The organism is Cupriavidus malaysiensis (genome assembly GCF_001854325.1).
Classification (GTDB): Bacteria; Pseudomonadota; Gammaproteobacteria; order Burkholderiales; family Burkholderiaceae; genus Cupriavidus; species Cupriavidus malaysiensis.
In genome coordinates this window covers 3183670-3201810 of the sequence record NZ_CP017754.1, presented here as the reverse complement: position 1 = coordinate 3201810, position 18141 = coordinate 3183670, and the positions used below count along the sequence as shown (strand labels likewise).

At 66.7% G+C, this 18141-nt stretch carries 16 protein-coding genes and 1 tRNA gene; 11 read left to right on the top strand and 6 right to left on the bottom strand.

What is annotated here, in order from left to right:
• The first annotated feature begins 39 nt into the window (after positions 1 to 39).
• From rbfA to BKK80_RS14445, 4 genes are all read left to right on the top strand, one after another.
• Positions 40 to 408, top strand: a complete 369-nt coding sequence (gene rbfA / locus BKK80_RS14460; protein WP_071013803.1) for a 30S ribosome-binding factor RbfA — start codon at positions 40 to 42, stop codon at positions 406 to 408.
• A 91-nt stretch (positions 409 to 499) separates the two neighbouring features.
• The gene (gene truB / locus BKK80_RS14455) at positions 500 to 1450 is read left to right on the top strand and encodes a tRNA pseudouridine(55) synthase TruB (protein ID WP_071070055.1); all 951 of its coding nucleotides are present in this window, start codon (positions 500 to 502) and stop codon (positions 1448 to 1450) included.
• Positions 1451 to 1819: 369 nt separating this feature from the next.
• The gene (locus tag BKK80_RS14450; protein ID WP_071070053.1) at positions 1820 to 2200 is read left to right on the top strand and encodes a GreA/GreB family elongation factor; all 381 of its coding nucleotides are present in this window, start codon (positions 1820 to 1822) and stop codon (positions 2198 to 2200) included.
• A gap of 162 nt (positions 2201 to 2362) precedes the next feature.
• A complete protein-coding gene (locus BKK80_RS14445) occupies positions 2363 to 2971 on the top strand; it encodes a hypothetical protein (protein WP_157903241.1) in 609 nt (202 codons plus the stop codon).
• Positions 2972 to 2997: 26 nt separating this feature from the next.
• On the opposite strand, the gene BKK80_RS14440 is transcribed toward BKK80_RS14445, so the two are convergent.
• The 4 genes from BKK80_RS14440 to BKK80_RS14425 form a co-directional block, all read right to left on the bottom strand.
• Complete coding sequence (locus BKK80_RS14440) at positions 2998 to 4617, bottom strand: DHA2 family efflux MFS transporter permease subunit (RefSeq protein WP_071013793.1); 1620 nt, start codon at positions 4615 to 4617, stop codon at positions 2998 to 3000.
• 1 nt (position 4618) lies between these two features.
• Positions 4619 to 5878, bottom strand: a complete 1260-nt coding sequence (locus BKK80_RS14435) for an HlyD/EmrA/EmrK family protein (protein WP_071070049.1) — start codon at positions 5876 to 5878, stop codon at positions 4619 to 4621.
• Between the two features lie 45 nt (positions 5879 to 5923).
• Complete coding sequence (locus BKK80_RS14430) at positions 5924 to 7471, bottom strand: efflux transporter outer membrane subunit (protein WP_071038210.1); 1548 nt, start codon at positions 7469 to 7471, stop codon at positions 5924 to 5926.
• Positions 7472 to 7537: 66 nt separating this feature from the next.
• Positions 7538 to 8002 carry a MarR family winged helix-turn-helix transcriptional regulator gene (locus tag BKK80_RS14425; protein WP_071013785.1) on the bottom strand — a complete coding sequence of 155 codons (465 nt, stop codon included), beginning with the start codon at positions 8000 to 8002 and terminating at the stop codon, positions 7538 to 7540.
• A 204-nt stretch (positions 8003 to 8206) separates the two neighbouring features.
• On the opposite strand from BKK80_RS14425, the gene typA reads away from it, so the two are divergent.
• On the top strand, positions 8207 to 10027 hold the full coding sequence (gene typA / locus BKK80_RS14420; RefSeq protein WP_071013783.1) for a translational GTPase TypA: 1821 nt from the start codon (positions 8207 to 8209) through the stop codon (positions 10025 to 10027).
• A gap of 92 nt (positions 10028 to 10119) precedes the next feature.
• Here the strand turns inward: typA and BKK80_RS14415 are convergent, their stop codons facing one another.
• Entirely contained in the window at positions 10120 to 11019 is a 900-nt protein-coding gene (locus BKK80_RS14415) for a sterol desaturase family protein (protein WP_071070047.1), read from the bottom strand.
• 230 nt (positions 11020 to 11249) lie between these two features.
• Between BKK80_RS14415 and BKK80_RS14410 the strand changes: the two genes are divergently transcribed.
• From BKK80_RS14410 to dusA, 4 genes are all read left to right on the top strand, one after another.
• Positions 11250 to 12812 (top strand): methyl-accepting chemotaxis protein, encoded by a 1563-nt coding sequence (locus BKK80_RS14410; RefSeq protein WP_071070045.1) that lies wholly within the window; start codon positions 11250 to 11252, stop codon positions 12810 to 12812.
• A gap of 84 nt (positions 12813 to 12896) precedes the next feature.
• On the top strand, positions 12897 to 13982 hold the full coding sequence (locus BKK80_RS14405; RefSeq protein ID WP_071070043.1) for an enoyl-CoA hydratase/isomerase family protein: 1086 nt from the start codon (positions 12897 to 12899) through the stop codon (positions 13980 to 13982).
• Between the two features lie 153 nt (positions 13983 to 14135).
• Positions 14136 to 14696 (top strand): NADPH-dependent FMN reductase, encoded by a 561-nt coding sequence (locus BKK80_RS14400; RefSeq protein ID WP_071013771.1) that lies wholly within the window; start codon positions 14136 to 14138, stop codon positions 14694 to 14696.
• Between the two features lie 800 nt (positions 14697 to 15496).
• The gene (gene dusA / locus BKK80_RS14395) at positions 15497 to 16510 is read left to right on the top strand and encodes a tRNA dihydrouridine(20/20a) synthase DusA (protein WP_071013769.1); all 1014 of its coding nucleotides are present in this window, start codon (positions 15497 to 15499) and stop codon (positions 16508 to 16510) included.
• Positions 16511 to 17084: 574 nt separating this feature from the next.
• Here dusA and BKK80_RS37090 read toward each other — a convergent pair.
• Positions 17085 to 17222 (bottom strand): hypothetical protein, encoded by a 138-nt coding sequence (locus tag BKK80_RS37090; RefSeq protein WP_167366677.1) that lies wholly within the window; start codon positions 17220 to 17222, stop codon positions 17085 to 17087.
• A gap of 188 nt (positions 17223 to 17410) precedes the next feature.
• Here BKK80_RS37090 and BKK80_RS14390 point away from each other — a divergent pair, with 188 nt between their 5' ends.
• Complete coding sequence (locus tag BKK80_RS14390; RefSeq protein WP_156811288.1) at positions 17411 to 17668, top strand: hypothetical protein; 258 nt, start codon at positions 17411 to 17413, stop codon at positions 17666 to 17668.
• Positions 17669 to 17829: 161 nt separating this feature from the next.
• Positions 17830 to 17905 (top strand) — tRNA-His (locus BKK80_RS14385).
• Positions 17906 to 18141: the final 236 nt, after the last annotated feature.

The following is an 18141-nucleotide window of genomic DNA, read 5'->3' as shown; positions in this document are numbered from 1 at the left end:
GCCGGGCCGGCCGCCGCCATCTCGACAACGCAGGTTCGCATGGCCAAGAAAGGCTCCATTTCCTCCCGCAATCTCCGTATCTCCGACCAGATCCAGAAGGACCTGGCCGAGATGATCCAGCGAGAGCTGCGTGATCCGCGCCTCGGCCTGGTCACGCTGCAGTCAGTCACGCTGACGCCGGACTACGCGCACGCCAAGGTGTACTTCACCGTGCTGGGCGCCGAACCCGAGGCGGCCGCGGCGGCTCTCAACGAGAAGGCAGGCTACCTGCACTCGCTGCTGTTCAAGCGCCTGCATATCCATACGGTGCCGACGCTGCATTTCCATCACGATACCTCGGTGGAACATGCCATCGAGATGTCCAAGCTGATCCACCAGGCCAACGCCGACCGCGCCAAGGACGACTGATCCGGGCGGCCGGCCCTGCCGCAACGGCAGGGGCCTTCCGGCGCGGCCGTACATCGTAGCGATCGCCCGCCGCGCTTCCTTCCAGATTCCGATGACCGATTCCAACGCGTCCCGCCCGCCGCGCCTGCCGCGCCGCGACGTGCATGGCGTGCTGCTGCTCGACAAACCGCTCGGGCTGTCGTCCAACGACGCCCTGGTGCGTGCCAAGCGCCTGCTGCGCGCGAACAAGGCCGGACATACCGGCACACTCGATCCGCTGGCGACCGGGCTGCTGCCCTTGTGCTTCGGCGAAGCCACCAAGTTCTCGCAGGATCTGCTCGAAGCCGACAAGACCTATGAGGCGACTGTCTGCCTGGGTGTGACCACCGCCAGCGGCGATGCGGAGGGAGAGGTCCTGCGGCGGCGTCCCGTGACGTGCGGGCCCGAAGCGCTGAATGCGGTGCTGGCGCGTTTCATCGGCGAGATCGAGCAGGTGCCCCCGATGTACTCGGCGCTGAAGAAGGACGGCCGGCCCTTGTACGAATATGCCCGTGCCGGGCAAACCGTGGAGCGCGCCGCGCGGCGCGTCACCATCCACGAGCTTGCCCTGCTCGATTGCACGTTGCCGGCACAACCGGGTTTTTCCATGCGTGTCCGCTGCAGCAAGGGCACCTATATCCGCACCCTGGCCGAAGACATCGGTGAAGCCCTGGGCTGTGGTGCCCACCTGACCGCCCTGCGCCGCACGCAAGTGGGCGACCTGAGCCTGGCGGGTGCTGTCACGCTGGAACAGATTGAGCAGCAGGCGGACGAACAGCGTCCGGCCTTGCTGGCGCCCGTCGATGCCCTGTTGCAGCGCTGTCCGCCCGTGTCCCTCGATGTTGCGGCGAGTGCGCGCTTCCTGCAGGGACAGCGGATCGCAAGGCGCGACCTGCCGGCCGGTGCACCGGCTCTGCAGGAAGAGATGCTGGCGCGCGTGTACGCGGCGGAGGACGGGCGGTTGCTCGGGGTGGCGCGCATGCGCGAAGGGGCGCTGCGTCCCGAACGACTGGTCAGGCTCTAGCCAAACCGCGGCCTCGATCGCCTGGTTTCGCGAAATGTCTGTTTCTGCGGCCAACGTCGGCAAATCCTTCACTTTTGTTGTGAAATCTGGTTGAATGGTGCTTCCGTCCTGGTTGTCGATGTCGACATCGCCAGGACGTTGAACCGTCGACCATGATCACCGCCGTCACCTATCTCCTGCGCGCGGCGACAGCCGCCGTCCTCATCTCCGCCCGGTCCCTCGTCTGACGCTGTCTGCGCCAGGCCGAGGCACCGGGCCGAAACCCGCTCCCGTCAAGACCCTGTTCGGGCGCGCCGCGCGGCGCGCCCTGTCTGCACACGATGGCACGCGCTTCCCAGCGCGGCGCCGTCCCTGACTTTGGGAGTCGCCATGCGAAACACGGTTTTCCTGACCGCGGCCGAAGCCGCACGCCTGCGCGAGCTGGCAGTCTCCACCCGCACGGCGCCCGAACTGCGCCGCTCCTTGCATGCCGTGCTCGATCGGGCCGAGATCCGTCCCGGCCAGGCCTTGCCGGCGGCGGTGGTGCGCCTGCACGCGCCATTTCTCTGCATCGAGGTGCGCCATCGCGAGCACTTCCATTGGCGCATCGTTTATCCGGAACAGGCGGATTTCGGTCGCGGCTGGCTCAGCGTTCTGTCGCCGGCCGGTGTCGCGCTGCTGGGTACGCCTGTGGGATGCCCGGTGCGCTTGCCGGTGGAGGGCGACGGCCAGGCGCTCGAACTGCTGGTCGAGGAAGTGCTGCCGGGCTGAGGGCGGCGGTCGCTTCCAGTCGATACGCGCTGCACTGGCGCTGCGCGTGGTCATGCGGGGTGGGCGGCGCTAACGGCTGGCCGCCGGCCGCCCGCGGGTGTGCAAAGCGGGGAGAAGAGAGGGATGTCCATCATGCGTTGGATGGGGGCGCAGCGCTGGCCAATGTCCGCTGCCCGGGCGCGGGAGCGTATCGAGGTCGCCGCGCTGGAGTTGCCGGAAGGTGAGCGGCGCTGGCTGCGCGACCGGCTCGTCTGCCAGGACCTGGCCGACGCGCTGGCAGCGCAGGGGGCCGCGTTGCTCGGGCGGGTCGACCATGAGCCGGTGCACGGCTGCTGCGTGGCGCAGATCGCGGGAGGGGCGCCGATGCGGCTTCATGTGGCCGTGCTCGGCGATGCGATCGGCAGCGGTAACGGCAGCGGCGGCCGGATCGGCCGTGTCGGGCCGGCGGCATGGCTCGAGGCAGTGGATGCCGCGCTCGCCAGCGTCGATGCACAGGCGGCCGCTGAAGCCGCCGGCTTGGGTGGCACACCGTACGCGGTCTGCGCAGTGTTGCTGGCGGAGCCCGCCATGCCCGTCGCACCCGACGTGCTCGGCGCGCTGCCAGTGGTGGAATGGTTCGGCTTCGGTCCCTATCGCTGCCTGCGAGCCGCCTATGTGCTGGCAAGCAATCCGGCTCGGCCGTCGGGATGGCAGGCCTTGCGCGTGGGGATCGAGACAGGGCAGGCGGGCTGGCGCGGCGAGACGGTACTTGGCCGGCGCCGCGGTGCCTGAGGGGGCACCGCGGCGCCGGCGGGGGCTCAGTGCGCGCCGGCCGCTGCGTCGGCGCCGCCCCCGCCCCCGCCCTTGGCGGGCTTGGTCAGCCAGACGAAGCCGATCAGTACGAAGAACAGCACTCCGGAGATCCAGAAGATATCGTTTGCGCCCAGCATCGACGCCTGCAGGCTGAGATTGCGCTCGATGACCCCGGTGGCCTGGGTCTGGCTCATGCCCATCTGCATCAGGTGGTTGAGCTGGTCCAGATAGGCCGTGTCATAGGGGTTGACCTTCTCCACCAGCCGCGCGTGGTGCAGCGCCGAGCGGTTCTCCCATACCGTCGTCGAGATCGACGCGCCGATCGCGCCGAAGGTGATCCGCACGAAGTTCGACAGGCCCGAGGCGGCGGGGATCTTCTCCGGCGGCTGGCCCGACAGGATGATCGAGGTCAGCGGGATGAAGAACATCGCCATCGCCGCGCCCTGGATCAGGGTCGGGATCATCAGCGTGCGGGTGTCGACCTGCGTGGTGAAACCCGCGCGCATCAGGCTGACGATGCCGAAGGTGATGAAGGCCGTGGTGGCGACCCAGCGCGCATCCATCCGCGGCAGGTTGCGGCCGATCACCGGGGACAGCAGGATGGCGAAGATCCCCACCGGGGCCATCACGATGCCTGCATCGGTGGCGGTGTAGCCCACGATCGTCTGCAGCCACAGGGGCAGGATCACCAGGTTGCCGAAGAACAGTCCGTAGGCCACGGAGATGGCCACCACGCCCGCGCTGAAGTTGCGGCCCTTGAACAGGCTGATGTCGACGATCGGATGCTTCTCGTAGCTTTCCCAGATCAGGAAGAACAGGAAGCCGACCACCGCCACCAGCGTGAGCACCACGATCTCGGTGGAGTGGAACCAATCGAGTTCCTTGCCCTTGTCGAGCATCAGCTGCATCGAGCCGACCCAGATCACCAGCAGCGCCAGTCCGATACGGTCGATCGGCAGCAGCTTGGTGGGTGTCTCGCGTTCGCGGTAGATGACCCAGGTGGCGTAGGCCGCCATCAGGCCGACCGGGATGTTGATGTAGAAGATCCACGGCCACGTCATGTTGTCGGAGATCCAGCCCCCCAGCAACGGTCCCATGATCGGCGCGACCAGTGTGGTCATGCCCCACAAGGCCAGCGCCATGGTGCTCTTCTGCGGTGGATAGCTCGACAGCAGCAGCGACTGCGACAGCGGGATCATCGGGCCGGCCACGGCGCCTTGCAGGATCCGCGCGGCGAGCAGTACCTCGAGGTTCGGCGCCACGCCGCACAGCCACGACGAGAGCACGAACAGCAGGATCGAGGTGATGAACAGCCGCACCGCGCCGAAGCGGGTGGTCAGCCAGCCGGTCAGCGGCACCGAGATGGCGTTGGCCACGGCGAACGAGGTGATCACCCAGGTGCCCTGGTTGGGCGCCACGCCAAGGTCGCCGGAGATGGCCGGAATCGACACGTTGGCGATCGACGAGTCGAGCACGTTCATGAACGTGGCCAGCGACAGCGCGATGGTGCCGATGATCAGCCGGCCGCCGGTCAGCGGGGCGGGTGCAGCCGGCCGCGGCGCCGGGCGCGCAGCCGTGTCCGGCTTGCGGTCCGGGCTGGCCGGAGCGGAGGCGGTAGCGGCCATGTCAGCTGTTGGCGTTGGCGGCCGTTGGCTTGGCGCTGGCGCTGGCGCTGTCGGCCTGCGGGGTTGCCGGCAGGCTGGCCGGGCGGCCGCCGTTGTTGTTCGAGATGATGCGCTCGATCAGCGCGTCCGCATCGTGGCCGACCTTCTCATAGACGTCGGTCTGCAGCGGGCGCGGCGCTGGTGCGGCCGCCATGGCGGCGCCTTCCTCCTTGCGTACGTCGACGGTGACGTTCATCGACAGGCCGACGCGTAGCGGATGGTCCTTGAGCTGCTGCGGGTCGAGCGCAATGCGAACCGGCAGGCGCTGCACCACCTTGATCCAGTTGCCGGTGGCATTCTGCGCCGGCAGCAGCGAGAAGGCCGAGCCGGTGCCGGCGGAGAAGCCTTCGACCTTGCCCTGGTACTTGACCTTGGAGCCGTAGACGTCGGCTTCCAGCGTGACCGGCTGGCCCACGCGCATATGGGTGATCTGGACCTCCTTGAAGTTGGCGTCGACCCACACCTGGTCGAGCGGCACCACTGCCATCAGCGGGCTGCCGGCGGCGACGCGCTGGCCTACCTGTACCGACCGCTTGGCCACGTAGCCGGTGACCGGCGCCGGCAGCGTCGAACGCGCATAGGCCAGGTAGGCCGAGCGCAGGTTGGCGGCGGCGCGCTGTACATTGGGATGCTTCTCGACCGTGGTGTGGTCGGTCAGCGCCTGGTTCGAGGCCAGCTGCTCGCGGGCGGCCAGCAGCGAGGACTCGGCTGCCTTGAGCGCGGTCTGGGCATGCGAGATCTCCTCGCTGGACACCGCGCCGGTGCCGGAGATCGCCTGGCGGCGGCGCAGGTCTTCGCGGGCCTTGGCGAGATCGGCCTCCCGCATCGACACATTGGCGGCCAGCGAGCCGTTGTTCACATACAGCGTGCGCACTTCGCGCACGGCCTGCGCGAGCTGCGCCTCGGCCTGTTCGAGTGCCACCTGCGAATCGGCGCGATCGAGCTGGATCAGCGGCTGGCCGGACGTGACCAGCTGGGTGTCGTCGGCGGAGATCGAGACCACGGTGCCGGCCACCAGCGGCGTGACCTGGACCACGTTGCCGGCGACATAGGCGTCGTCGGTGTTCTCGAAGTAGCGGCCGTACATGGCCCAGTAGGCGCCGTAGGCCACGCCCGCGACTACGATCACGGTGGTCAGTGTCAGCAGCATGCGCTTGCGCTTGCCGTTGGGATTCGAGGCTTGTTGCGGCTGCTTGCCGGCCGCGTTCTGGTTTTCGCTCATGATTGTCTTTCTGGAAATAGGCTGTGCAATCCGGAAGGCGCCGCGTCAGCCGCGCGCCGCCGCCTCGTTATTTGCCGTGGACCGGCTGGCGGGCGCCGGGGTGGCGCCGGACTCGGCGGCTTCGCCGGCCTCCTCGCGGTAGCCGCCACCGAGCGTCTTCATCAGGCTCATCTGCAGGTCGAGCCGGCGCGACATCATGTCGGCGGCCAGGCGGCGCTGCTGCAGCACGTTGCTCTCGGCGTTGAGCACGGTGAGCTGCGTACCCAGGCCGGCCTTGTAACGGGTGGTGGCCAGCGAATAGGCATGCTCGGCCAGGTCCAGCGCCTGTTTCTGGGTCTGGATCTGCTGGTCGACGCTGTGGATGCTGGTCATGGCATCCGCGGTCTCGCGCAGTGCGTCGACCAGCGTCTGGTTGTAGCTGGCGACGGCCGAGTCGTACTTGGCGTATTTGCCCTTCAGGTTGGCGCGCAGGCGGCCGCCTTCGAAGACCGGCAGGGTCAGCGAGGGGCCGAAGCCGAAGGTGCGGCTGATGCCCATCAGCAGCTTGCTGGTATCGAGCGAGGCGAAGCCGGCGAAGGCGGTCAGGCTGACGTTGGGCAGGAATTCTGCCTTGGCCACATCGATATCCTTGGACGCGGCTTCCACTCGCCAGCGCGCAGCGACCAGGTCGGGCCGCCGGCCCAGCAGGCCGATGGCGAGGTCGTCAGGCACGTTTGGCGAGGCGTTGGCCAGCAGCGTGGGGCGGGTGATGGCCTGGCCGCGGTCGGGGCCCAGGCCCAGCAGTGCGGCGAGCTGGTTGCGCACCAGAGCGATCTGCTCGTCCACGCGCTGCAGGTCGGTCTGTGCCGCGGCGACGGTACCGCGTGCCTGGGTGGTCTCGACCTGGGTGTCGAGGCCCGCGGCCAGGCGGTCGCGCGACAGCTTGCTCAGGTCTTCACGCTGGGCGATGGCACGCACATCCACGTCGCGCTGGGCGTAGAGCGCGGCCAGTTGCGCGTAGGCGCGTGCCACCGCGGTTGTCAGCACCAGGCGCGCCGACTGTGCTTCGGCCTCGGTGACGCGGTCGTCGGACAGTGCTGCCTGCAAGGCCGCGCGGTTCTTGCCCCAGAAATCGAGATCGTAATTCAAGCCCAGCTGCATGCGGCCCTGGTTCTCCCAGGCGCCGGCCAACGGGGTGCCGGCGAACAGGTCGGTCTGGGAGAAGCGCTGGCGTGTCAGGCTGCCTTCGAAATCCACGCTGGGGTAAAGCGCGGCGCGTGTGGCATCGGCCATCGCGCGCGAAGCGGCCAGGCGGGCATAAGCCGATTGCAGGCTCGGGCTGTTCTGGATGGCTTCATCCACCAGCGTGCGCAGCTGAGGGTCATGGAACTGGTCGACCCAGTCCATCGAAGGCCATTGGCCGTGCTCGGCCGGCAGCGTCTGCGAGGCGGCCAGCGCGGCCGGGTCGGTTTTGCTCAGCGTGCTGTGCGCATCGCCGAAGGCCGCACAGCCGGCCAGCGCGGCTGCGGCCAGCGCGGTCAGCGCCAGCGGGGCGGCGCGACGCATCAGGAAATGCGCGGCCCGCGCGGGCGGGAAGGGGAGGGCTGATTTCATCGTGTCGCTCCGAGGCGGAGCCATGCTGTTGGTTTTCAAGTCTTGTCGTGGCGGTGCGGCCGGGCGCTATCCGCTGTTGTTATCGATGACGCGCGTCAGCATGGTGCGCAGGCAGGTGATTTCATCCGGCGAGAAGCCGCGCAGGCGGCGTTCCACCACGCGGATGAAGATGGCGGGCAGGTGCACCATCATGGCCCGGCCCTGTTCGGTCAGCGAGAGTTCCACCACGCGCCGGTCGGAGGTGCTGCGCTGGCGCTCGATCAGGCCGCGCTTTTCCATGCGGCCCAGCAGCCGCGTCACCGATCCCATGTCGGTGCCCATTTCGCGGCCGAGGTCGGTGACGGTGCTGGCGCGGCCGGTGCCCAGCATCATCAGGCACACCGCCTGCACATGGGTGATGTCGAGGGCGCTCACTTCCTGCTCGACCTCGTGCGTCAAGGCGGATTTCGCCCGCGCCAGCAGATAGCCGATGCTATCCTGCATGTTGTACTCGGCGGGATTCAGGGAAGGCGTCATCAGGTTGGCCGACATGTTTTTTGCCAATGCAATCTTTGCCCTGGCAAATATATGTTTACGAATCACTATCGGCAAGGATGGAAATTGTCTATTCCGGGATCCGCAATAAATAGCGTGGCCGGCCGGGCGTTCCCATCGCCTGGACGTAGAAGGTTTTGCGACGCAGCATGCTAGAATGCCGGGTTATCTTTCGAGGCCCGCTTTCAGCGAGACGCAGCAATGACCCGCGCCATCCGCAATATCGCCATCATCGCCCACGTCGATCATGGCAAGACCACCCTAGTCGACCAGCTCCTGCGCCAGGCAGGCACCTTCCGCGAGAACCAGCAGATCGCTGAGCGCGTGATGGATTCGAACGACCTGGAAAAGGAGCGCGGGATCACCATCCTGGCCAAGAACTGTGCGGTCGAATACAACGGCACCCACATCAACATCGTCGACACCCCGGGCCACGCTGACTTCGGCGGCGAGGTCGAGCGCGTGCTGTCGATGGTGGACGGCGTGCTGCTGCTGGTCGACGCGGTTGAAGGCCCGATGCCGCAGACGCGCTTCGTGACCCGCAAGGCGCTCGCGCTGGGCCTGAAGCCGATCGTCGTGATCAACAAGATCGACCGCCCGGGGGCGCGCCCGGACTGGGTGATCAACCAGACCTTCGATCTCTTCGACAAGCTGGGCGCCAACGACGAGCAGCTCGACTTCCCGGTGATCTACGCCTCGGGCCTGAACGGCTACGCCGGCCTGACCGACGATGTGCGCGGCGGCGACATGAAGCCGCTGTTCGAGACCGTGCTGGACAAGGTGCCGGTGCGTAACGACGATCCGGACGGCCCGCTGCAGCTGCAGATCATCTCGCTGGACTACTCCAGCTATGTCGGCAAGATCGGCGTGGGCCGCATCTCGCGCGGCCGCGCCCGTCCGCTGCAGGACGTAGTCGTCAAGTTCGGTCCCGAGGGCAGCCCGATCAAGGGCCGCATCAATCAGGTGCTGAAGTTCCAGGGCCTCGAGCGCGAGATCGTGCCCGAAGCCGAGGCCGGCGACATCGTGCTGATCAACGGCATCGAGGAACTGGGCATCGGCTGCACCGTATGCGCGCCGGAGGCCCAGGACGCCTTGCCGATGCTGAAGGTGGACGAGCCTACGCTGACCATGAACTTCTGCGTCAACACCTCGCCGCTGGCCGGCCGCGAAGGCAAGTTCGTGACCAGCCGCCAGCTGCGCGAGCGGCTGGACCGCGAGCTGAAGTCGAACGTGGCGCTGCGCGTGGCCGACACCGGTGACGACACCATCTTCGAAGTGTCGGGTCGCGGCGAACTGCACCTGACCATCCTGCTGGAAAACATGCGCCGCGAAGGCTACGAGCTGGCCGTGTCGCGCCCGCGCGTGGTGTTCAAGGAAATCGACGGCGTCAAGCACGAGCCGTTCGAACTGCTGACCGTGGACGTGGAAGACGGCCACCAGGGCTCCATCATGGAAGAGCTGGGCCGCCGCAAGGGCGAGCTGCTCGACATGGCATCGGACGGCAAGGGCCGCACCCGCCTCGAGTATCGGATTCCCGCGCGTGGCCTGATCGGCTTCCAAGGTGAATTCCTCACGCTGACGCGTGGTACCGGCCTGATCAGCCATATCTTCGACGACTACGCGCCGGTGCGCGAAGGCGGCCTGGGCGAGCGCCACAACGGCGTGCTGATCTCGCAGGACGACGGCGATGCGGTGGCCTATGCCCTGTGGAAGCTGCAGGACCGCGGCCGCATGTTCGTCAAGCCGGGCGACGCGCTGTACGAAGGCATGATCATCGGCATCCACAGCCGCGACAACGACCTCGTGGTCAACCCGATCAAGGGCAAGCAGCTCACCAACGTGCGCGCCTCGGGTACCGACGAGGCCGTGCGCCTGGTGCCGCCGATCCAGATGTCGCTGGAGTATGCGGTGGAATTCATCGATGACGATGAACTGGTAGAGATCACGCCCAAGAGCATCCGCCTGCGCAAGCGCCACCTGAAGGAGCACGAGCGCAAGCGTGCCTCGCGCGAAGGCGCGTAAGCCCGCACTGACCGCACCGGCGCGATGCCGGTAGTCTGACAAGAAACCGCGCCTGTGCGCGGTTTTTTGTTGCTTGCGCCACCGGTCGCGGATCAGCCGGGCCGGCCGGCGTGCGCGCGTTGGGCGTCGCGCGGATGCTGCCACTCCGGTGGCTTCCAAAGGTGGCGCAGGTCGCGGTTGCGCCACGTATCGGCGAACATGTCACGCCATTCGTGGAAGGTCAGCGTCAGCGGGTTGTGGGTGGCGATGCGGCGGGTGATGCCGTAGTGCGGCGCCTCTTCCTCTGGCACGAAGGTGCCGAACAGGTGGTCCCAGACGGTCAGCACGCCGGCATAGTTGCGGTCGATGTAGCGCGGATTGCGCGCGTGGTGCACACGATGCACGGAAGGCGTGTTGATGACGCGCTCGAGCCTGGGCCAGCGCCGCCCGAGGCGGGTGTGGACGAAGAACTGGAAGGCCAGGTTCAAGCCCACCGCCAGGATGACCCAGTCCGGCGTGAAACCGATCCAGGCCAGCGGCAGCCAGAACACCCACATGCCCGACAGCGGATAGGTCAGGCTCTGCCGGAAGGCGGTGGAGAAATTCATGCCCTCCGACGAGTGGTGGGTCACGTGCGAGGCCCAAAGCCAGCGCACACGATGACTGGCGCGGTGGAAGCCGTAGTAGAGCAGATCTTGCAGCACAAGCAGCAGCACGAAGGACCAGGCGGTCTCGGGCATGGCGCGCAGCCCGTGCTGGTAGCACCAGGTGTAGGCGGTGCGCACCATCAGCCAGAGGAAGACCGCGTCGGAGGCCTGGTGCATCAGCGCCAGGGTGGCGTTGGAGACGGTGTCGCGCAGGCTGTAGACCGAGCCGTCGCGGCGCGACCAGTACCAGGCCTCGGCTGCGATCGTCAGCACGAAGGCGGGGGCGAAGGCCAGCAGGATCAGGCCGGGATCGAAGGCGGCCTGGCTGGCGGACGCGGATGCGGATGCGGATGCGGATGCGGTCATGCGGGCAGTGTGCGCGCTTCGTTCCGGGTTTGGCTTGAGGGATTCCTCCATACGCCGAGCCGTGTTGCGCCAACGCCAGTGCAGCATGGCGCGGGTGGCATCGGCTCCACCTGCCGCCATCCCTGACAAAAATGCAATTCAGTCCGTCCTTGGCAAACGGTCAAGCTTCGAATGCGCGCGCCGTAGACCAGCTGATCGCTGCATGGGCAGCCGTTTCCGGAGGAGCCAGGATGTTTCGCAACACTACGATCGGAGCCAGATTGTGGTTCCTGACTGTCGTCACCAACAGCTTGCTGCTGATTGTCGGCGCAGTCGGCTGGCTGGGCATGTCGCGCAGCAATGAAGCCACACGTCAGATCTACCAGCAGCAGCTGAAGGCTGCGGTCGACCTGGCGGAGGCGCGCTCCAACCAGTTGCTGGTACGCGTGCTGCTGGACCAGGCCACCTTTGCCACCGACCCCGCCGACGCGCGCGCCCGCGCGGAGGGCGCGCAAGGCTTCGCGCGCCAGTCGGAGGCCGCCTGGAAAGCCTATCTGGCGCTGCCGCGCTCGCCCGAGGCGGAGCGCGCCACCGCCGAGGTTTCCGCCCGGCGCGAGGCGCTGTTCACACAAGGCGTGGCGCCCATGATCGCGGCGCTGCATGCGGGCGACCGCGACACGGTGATGCGCTACGTGCTGGATACCATCCCCAAGCTCGATATTGCTTTCACCGCGGTCAACAGCGACCTGAATCGGCTGCAGGTAGCGAGCGCAGCCGCGGTGTACGAGCACTCGCAGCAGCGCTACGACCGTCTGCTGGCGCTGGCCGGCGGCGTGCTGTTGCTCGGGCTGGCCTTCAGCACCGTGGTGGCCTGGCGCCTGCGGCAATCGATCGTGCGGCCGCTCGATATCGCCATCGGCCGCTTCGCGCAGATCGCCTCGGGCGACCTGCGCGAAGTCCGCGCGGAGGTGCACGGCGCCAATGAGCATGCACGCAACGAAACCAGCCGCATGCTGGGCATGCTTGGCCGCATGCAGTCCAGCCTGGTCGCCATGGTGAGCGAGGTACGTAGCGGCGCCGATGCGATTGCCAGCGCCAGCCAGCAGATCGCCTCGGGCAACACCGACCTTTCGCAGCGCACGGAGCAACAAGCAGCCTCGCTGGAGGAAACCGCCTCGAGCATGGAGGAGCTGACCGGCACCGTGCGCCAGAACGCGGACAGCGCGCGCGAGGCCAGGGCGCTCGCGATCGCCGCCACCGACCTGGCCGAGCGGGGCAGCGGGGCGGTGTCGCGCGTGGTGCGCACCATGCAGTCGATCGATGCCAGCTCGGGCAAGATCGTCGACATCATCGAGGTGATCGAGAAGATCGCGTTCCAGACCAATATCCTCGCCCTGAACGCGGCGGTCGAGGCGGCGCGTGCCGGCGAGCACGGCCGGGGCTTCGCCGTGGTCGCCGGCGATGTGCGCGACCTGGCCCAGCGATGCGCCGCGGCGTCCAAGGAGATCCGCTCGCTGATCGGCGCCTCGGTGGCCGATGTCCGCGACGGCACGGGCCTGGTCGACCAGGCCCGTGCAGCGATGCAGGATATCGTCGACGCTGTGCAGCGGGTCAGCGCCATCATCGGGGGCATCAGCACGGCGTCCGACGAGCAGTCGCATGGCATCGAGCAGGTCAACCAAGCGGTGTCGCACATGGATGCGATGACGCAGCAGAATGCCGCGCTGGTCGAACAGGCGGCGGCAGCCGCCACCGCGCTGGATGACCAGGCGCAGCGGCTGACGCGGCTGATGGCCACCTTTCGCCTCGCCTGAGGCGCCGATGCCCGGGGCCGTGCGCGCCGATGGCTGGCGTAGAATGCCGGCTTGAATTTTTGCTGAGAAGTGGAGACGAGACAGATGACGGACTTCGTGACGACCGAAGTAGTGGGTGGCATTGGCTACCTGACGCTGAACCGCCCGCAAGCGCTGAACGCGCTTTCCCTCGACATGATCCGGGCCATCACGCACGCGCTGACCGCGTGGGCCGAGGCGCCCGGCGTGGTGGCGGTGGTGGTGGCCGGTGCCGGCGGCAAGGCCTTCTGCGCCGGCGGCGATATCCGCTTCTTCCACCAGGCAGCGCTGGCCAAGGATCCGCTGCTGGACCAGTTCTTCGCCGAAGAGTACGCGCTCAACCATCAGATCCATCGCTACGGCAAGCCCTATATTGCACTGATGGACGGCGTGGTGATGGGCGGCGGCATGGGCATCTCGCAGGGTGCGCGCCGGCGCATCGTCACCGAACGGACCAGGATGGCCATGCCGGAAACGAATATCGGCCTCTTTCCCGACGTCGGTGGCGGCTGGTTCCTGGCGCGCACGCCGGGCCATCTCGGCGAATACCTGGGCCTGACCGGCACCGTCCTGGGCGCGGCGGATGCGCTCTATGCAGGACTGGCCGACCTTTACCTGCCGTCCAATGCGATGGCTGAGGCGCTGGCCGCGTTGCGCGGGCGCAGCTTCGCCAGCGGCGAGGAAGTGCTCGCCCTGCTCGACGCGGCCGCGGCGGCGCACCGTGCGGGCGTCGCGCCGGAGCAGGGCATGCTGGCGCGCGAGCGCCCGGCCATCGATGGTTTCTTCGCGCAGCCGGACGTCGAGTCGATCCTGGCGGCGGTCAGCGATGCCGCCGGCGACTGGGCCGCGCAGACCGCCGCGGCGCTGCGATCGCGCTCGCCGCTGATGCTCAAGGTGACGCTGGAGCAAGTGCGCCGTGCCCGCGACATGTCGCTCGAGAACGAACTGCGCATGGAGCTGGACATGATGCACTACGTGTTCCGTGGCGGCGATGGCATCGAAGGCATCCGGGCGTTGGCGGTGGACAAGGACCATCGGCCCAGGTGGCAGCCCGCCCGGCTCGACGAGGTTGCGCGTGAGCGCGTGCTGTCGTTCTTCGACAGCCCGTGGCGCGGCGCGCAACACCCGCTCGCCGGCCTCAGCGCAGGCTGAGTGCAGCTTGGGCGCGGCTTGGGCGCGGGCGCGCGCTCAGATGGCATCCAGATGGGGTAGAGTGCCGATTGGCGCGGCAGCTTGCGCGCCGGGCCCGGCTGTCGCCGCAGGGCTGGCCGGCGGGATTCGGATCACTTCGTCAAAGGAACCCCAATGAGCAATCCTCGTGATGTCGCCGTGCTGGTGGGCAGCCTGCGCAAAGACTCCCTGAACCGGAAGCTGGCGCAGGCGCTGGTAGCGCTGGCGCCGGCCAGCGTGAAGCTGGAGCTGGTCGAGATCGGGCACCTGCCGCTCTATAACCAGGATCTGGATGCCGATCCGCCTGCCGCGTGGACGGCATTCCGCGACCGCATCCGCCGTGCCGACGGCGTGCTCTTCGTCACCCCGGAATACAATCGCTCGGTGCCCGCCGCGATGAAGAATGCTATCGACGTCGGGTCCCGGCCGTACGGCCAGAGCGCCTGGGACGGCAAGCCGGGCGGCGTGGTCAGCGCCTCGCCCGGTGCCATCGGCGGCTTCGGCGCCAACCACCATCTGCGGCAGTCGCTGGTCTTCCTCAATGTACCGGTGCTGCAGCAGCCGGAGGCCTATCTCAGCGGCGTCGACAAGCTCTTCGATGCGCAGGGCGGTATTGCCAACGAGTCGACGCGAGGCTTCCTGCAGAAGTATATGGATGCCTATACGGCCTGGCTGGAGCGTAACGCCGCGCGCTGAGGCGACCGATCCAGGGCCAGGGCGGGCGCCGCCCGATGGGCCCTGGTCGGCGTCGGCCGGCAGGACCTTGCGGGCCCGGCTGGCGGCGGCCGTGGCCGGTTATTCGTCTCCTTGGCGGTTGGCGTCCGAAGCGGGCCAGGCCTCGGACTCGGAGGGGACATCCTCCCGCATCGCGGGGTGGTGTTTGATGAGCCAGCGCGCCCCGACCATGGGAACGAGCAGGCTGATCAGGACATAGCCACTGACGGTAAGCGTAGCGCTCATATCGATTGACCCATTCCATTTGTGCACACGCCGGCTCTTTGGCTCGGTGAACCGTGAGTATGCACGCAGCATCGTTGCGTCGGCATCACACTGGAGAGGGGTGACTCGGATTGGCGTGGGAAGCCGGCCGGACCGGTTCCATGCATCCGCGGGCAGGGCATCGCCGGCATTCATTGCCGGCATGCAAAAGAGAGGCCCTTGCCGTGCAGCGGAGGGCCTCTGTCAAAACGAGTCTGGCAAAAAAGAGTTTGCCGCTTTTGGTATAGCCACTGGGGTGGGCTGTGGCAAGTGGCGAGCATGCGGTGTGCCGCGGATGCCAAGCGCCGGCCCACCAGCGCTGCCGCGCACGGTAGCCTATACTCTCGTCCTCGCGCCACACAGTGTGCTGGCGCTTTGCCGCACGGGCATGAAGTGCCGTGAAATGCCTTGTGCAAGGCAGATGTGCTCGCCGCAAGGCGCGCGGGCCGCTGCGCGGCGGCCGTTCCACCAAGGCAGGGCCGCCCCTGCCTGCTCAATCCGTTTTGAAGCCGTTTTCCATGACAACCACCCCCCGCCGCGTCTCGGTCGCCCCGATGATGGATTGGACCGACCGCCATTGCCGCATGTTTCACCGCCAGTTGAGCCGCCATACCTGGCTGTACACGGAGATGGTGACGACCGGTGCCCTGTTGCATGGCGATGTGGCGCGCCATCTCGACTATGACGAGGTGGAACAGCCGGTAGCGCTCCAGCTCGGTGGCAGCGAACCAGCCGACCTGGCTCATGCTGCACGATTGGGCGAGCGGTGGGGCTATGCGGAAATCAACCTGAACTGCGGTTGCCCCTCCGAACGGGTGCAGCGCGGGGCCTTCGGTGCCTGCCTGATGGCGGAGCCGGCGCTGGTCGCGGACTGCGTCAAGGCGATGCGCGATGCGGTTTCGGTGCCAGTAACGGTCAAGCACCGCATCGGCATCGACACTATCGAACACTACGATTTCGTGCGTGATTTCGTCGGCACCATTGCGCAAGCCGGTTGCGAGACCTTCATCGTGCATGCGCGCAATGCCATCCTCAAGGGGCTCAGCCCCAAGGAGAACCGCGAGATCCCGCCGCTGCGCTACGAGGTGGCTTACCAGTTGAAGCGCGAGTTTCCGCAGCTTGAGATCCTGATCAATGGCGGCATCGTGGACTATCAGCAGATGGACGCGCATCTCGAGCACGTCGATGGTGTCATGATCGGGCGCGAGGCCTATCACCATCCTTATCTGCTGGCCGAGGTCGATGCGCGCTTCTACGGGGCTGCTACGCCGATCGCGTCGAGGCTGGAGGTGGAGCTGGCCATGCAGGCCTATATCGGGCGCCATGTCGAGGCAGGCGGGTATATGGGGGCGGTCACGCGCCATATGTTGGGCCTGCATCGGGGGATCCATGGCGGACGAGGCTGGCGGCGCATCCTGTCGGATGCCCGGCGAATGGCCGCGGCACGTTCTTCTGCTGAGGTGGATGCCTTGTTCGAAGAGGCGCGCAGCCATCTGCGTCGCGAAGCGGAGCCGGTAGCCGAGGCAGTCTGACAGCGCCTGTCGTCGCCCTTCCGTTCAGGGTGGCGTGCCGGTCCGAAGAAAAGCTCTAACTCCGAATTGTCTTTTTGTGCGGTGCTGGCCGGACGTTGAGATTGCGACACATGCGCCGCGGTTGTCGCAGTGTGCTACCGGGAAAGTCGCGCCGGCAAAGGGATTCCCCTAAATGCAGAGTGACGGCGGACTCCATACACTGGCCCTGCCCTCGAATACAGGGCTTTCTTCAACTGATTATTCAGCCCGCCTTGTGCGGGCTGTTTTTTTTGTCGCGGGCATCGTTGCCGGTGGATCCTGTCATCGGCTTGGCCGCATGATGGCCATTCGAGGTGGCAGCTGCATGACAGATGCCTGCGCCGCACCGGCATGCTGCGTCTTGCCTGTGGTTCGTCGAGCTTCTTGCGGCCCGAATCGATATTATGCAGCTTGCGCCACATGTGGTCGCGGGCGTAAAGTCTTTAGGGTGGGATATCTCTCAAAAGTTCCGCTTGCTTGCCGACATTCCCTAGGCCCCTGCTCGCGCGTCTATCATGTTCAAAGACGGCACTGCTTGGGTCGACAGGGAAGTGGGTCAGCGGGTGTGGCTGATCCCGACGTCGATGGTGCCGTAGGTCGAGATGCCGGTACCGGCGGTCTCACTGCCCGTGGCGGCGCATGCGGCCAATGCGCTGGCCAGCAGGACGATGGCGAGGCGTAGCAGGGAGGTCATGAGGAAGGGTGTCGGGATCGGGTTGGCAATACGGTTCAGTCCCGCACCTCGCTCGATTGGTTCCCTTGCGGCGCGCGAGCAGGGAGGCAACAGCGAGACACTAGAGCCAGCAGAGAAAGAGAGAGTGCGGCCGCCGTCGGCAGGCCGGCCGGGATGCGGGGGAGCATCTGAGCTTGGAGGGCAGGACATTGGACGAGTTGTTTGGCGTGGAATTCGAAGGCTTCCGCGTCGTGTGGGTAGCCGAGCGGCTGCAGGACGGCAAGTGGACGGCGCGCTATTGCTGGCGCTTCGGCATCGACGGAGAGGCCAGCAAAGCCTTGCAGGCCGACGTGCTGAACGGCAGGTCTCGCCGCCTGCTGGGCCTGTTCGACACGGAGTCCGACACGATCGAAGCGATCAAGGAGGCGGTCCTGCTCGAGTCGAAGTGGGACCTGAGCCGTCGTTGAGCTGGTGGACGGCGCATGCCGTTTCTCGGGCATGCGTCAGCGGCTCTCGGTGGGTGCTGAAAAATTTTGTGTTGAGTACTAGCCATGACGGAAACTTCTCCGTATAATCCTGGTTTTCGCTGATCGACGGTTCGCAACGAATCGAAAGCAGCAAAACGACGGTGGCTGTAGCTCAGTTGGTAGAGTCCAGGATTGTGATTCCTGTCGTCGTGGGTTCGAGTCCCATCAGCCACCCCAGGAATTTCTTGTAGAACGGCCGCTTGCAGAAGCGGCCGTTTTGCTTTGGGCTCGCCGCGCGGTAGTGTGCTGTTTTCACGGGGAAATCCCAGTCGTTAAGTTAGGGATGCGGGCTTGTCCAACGATGCGGTTGGCATAGCTCCGATTGCACGCTTTGACTTCGATGTGCCGATGCTTTCTCGGCAGCCGTTCCCGGGCCTGTTGCGGTTGCGGCCAATGGATGGCGTAGACCATTC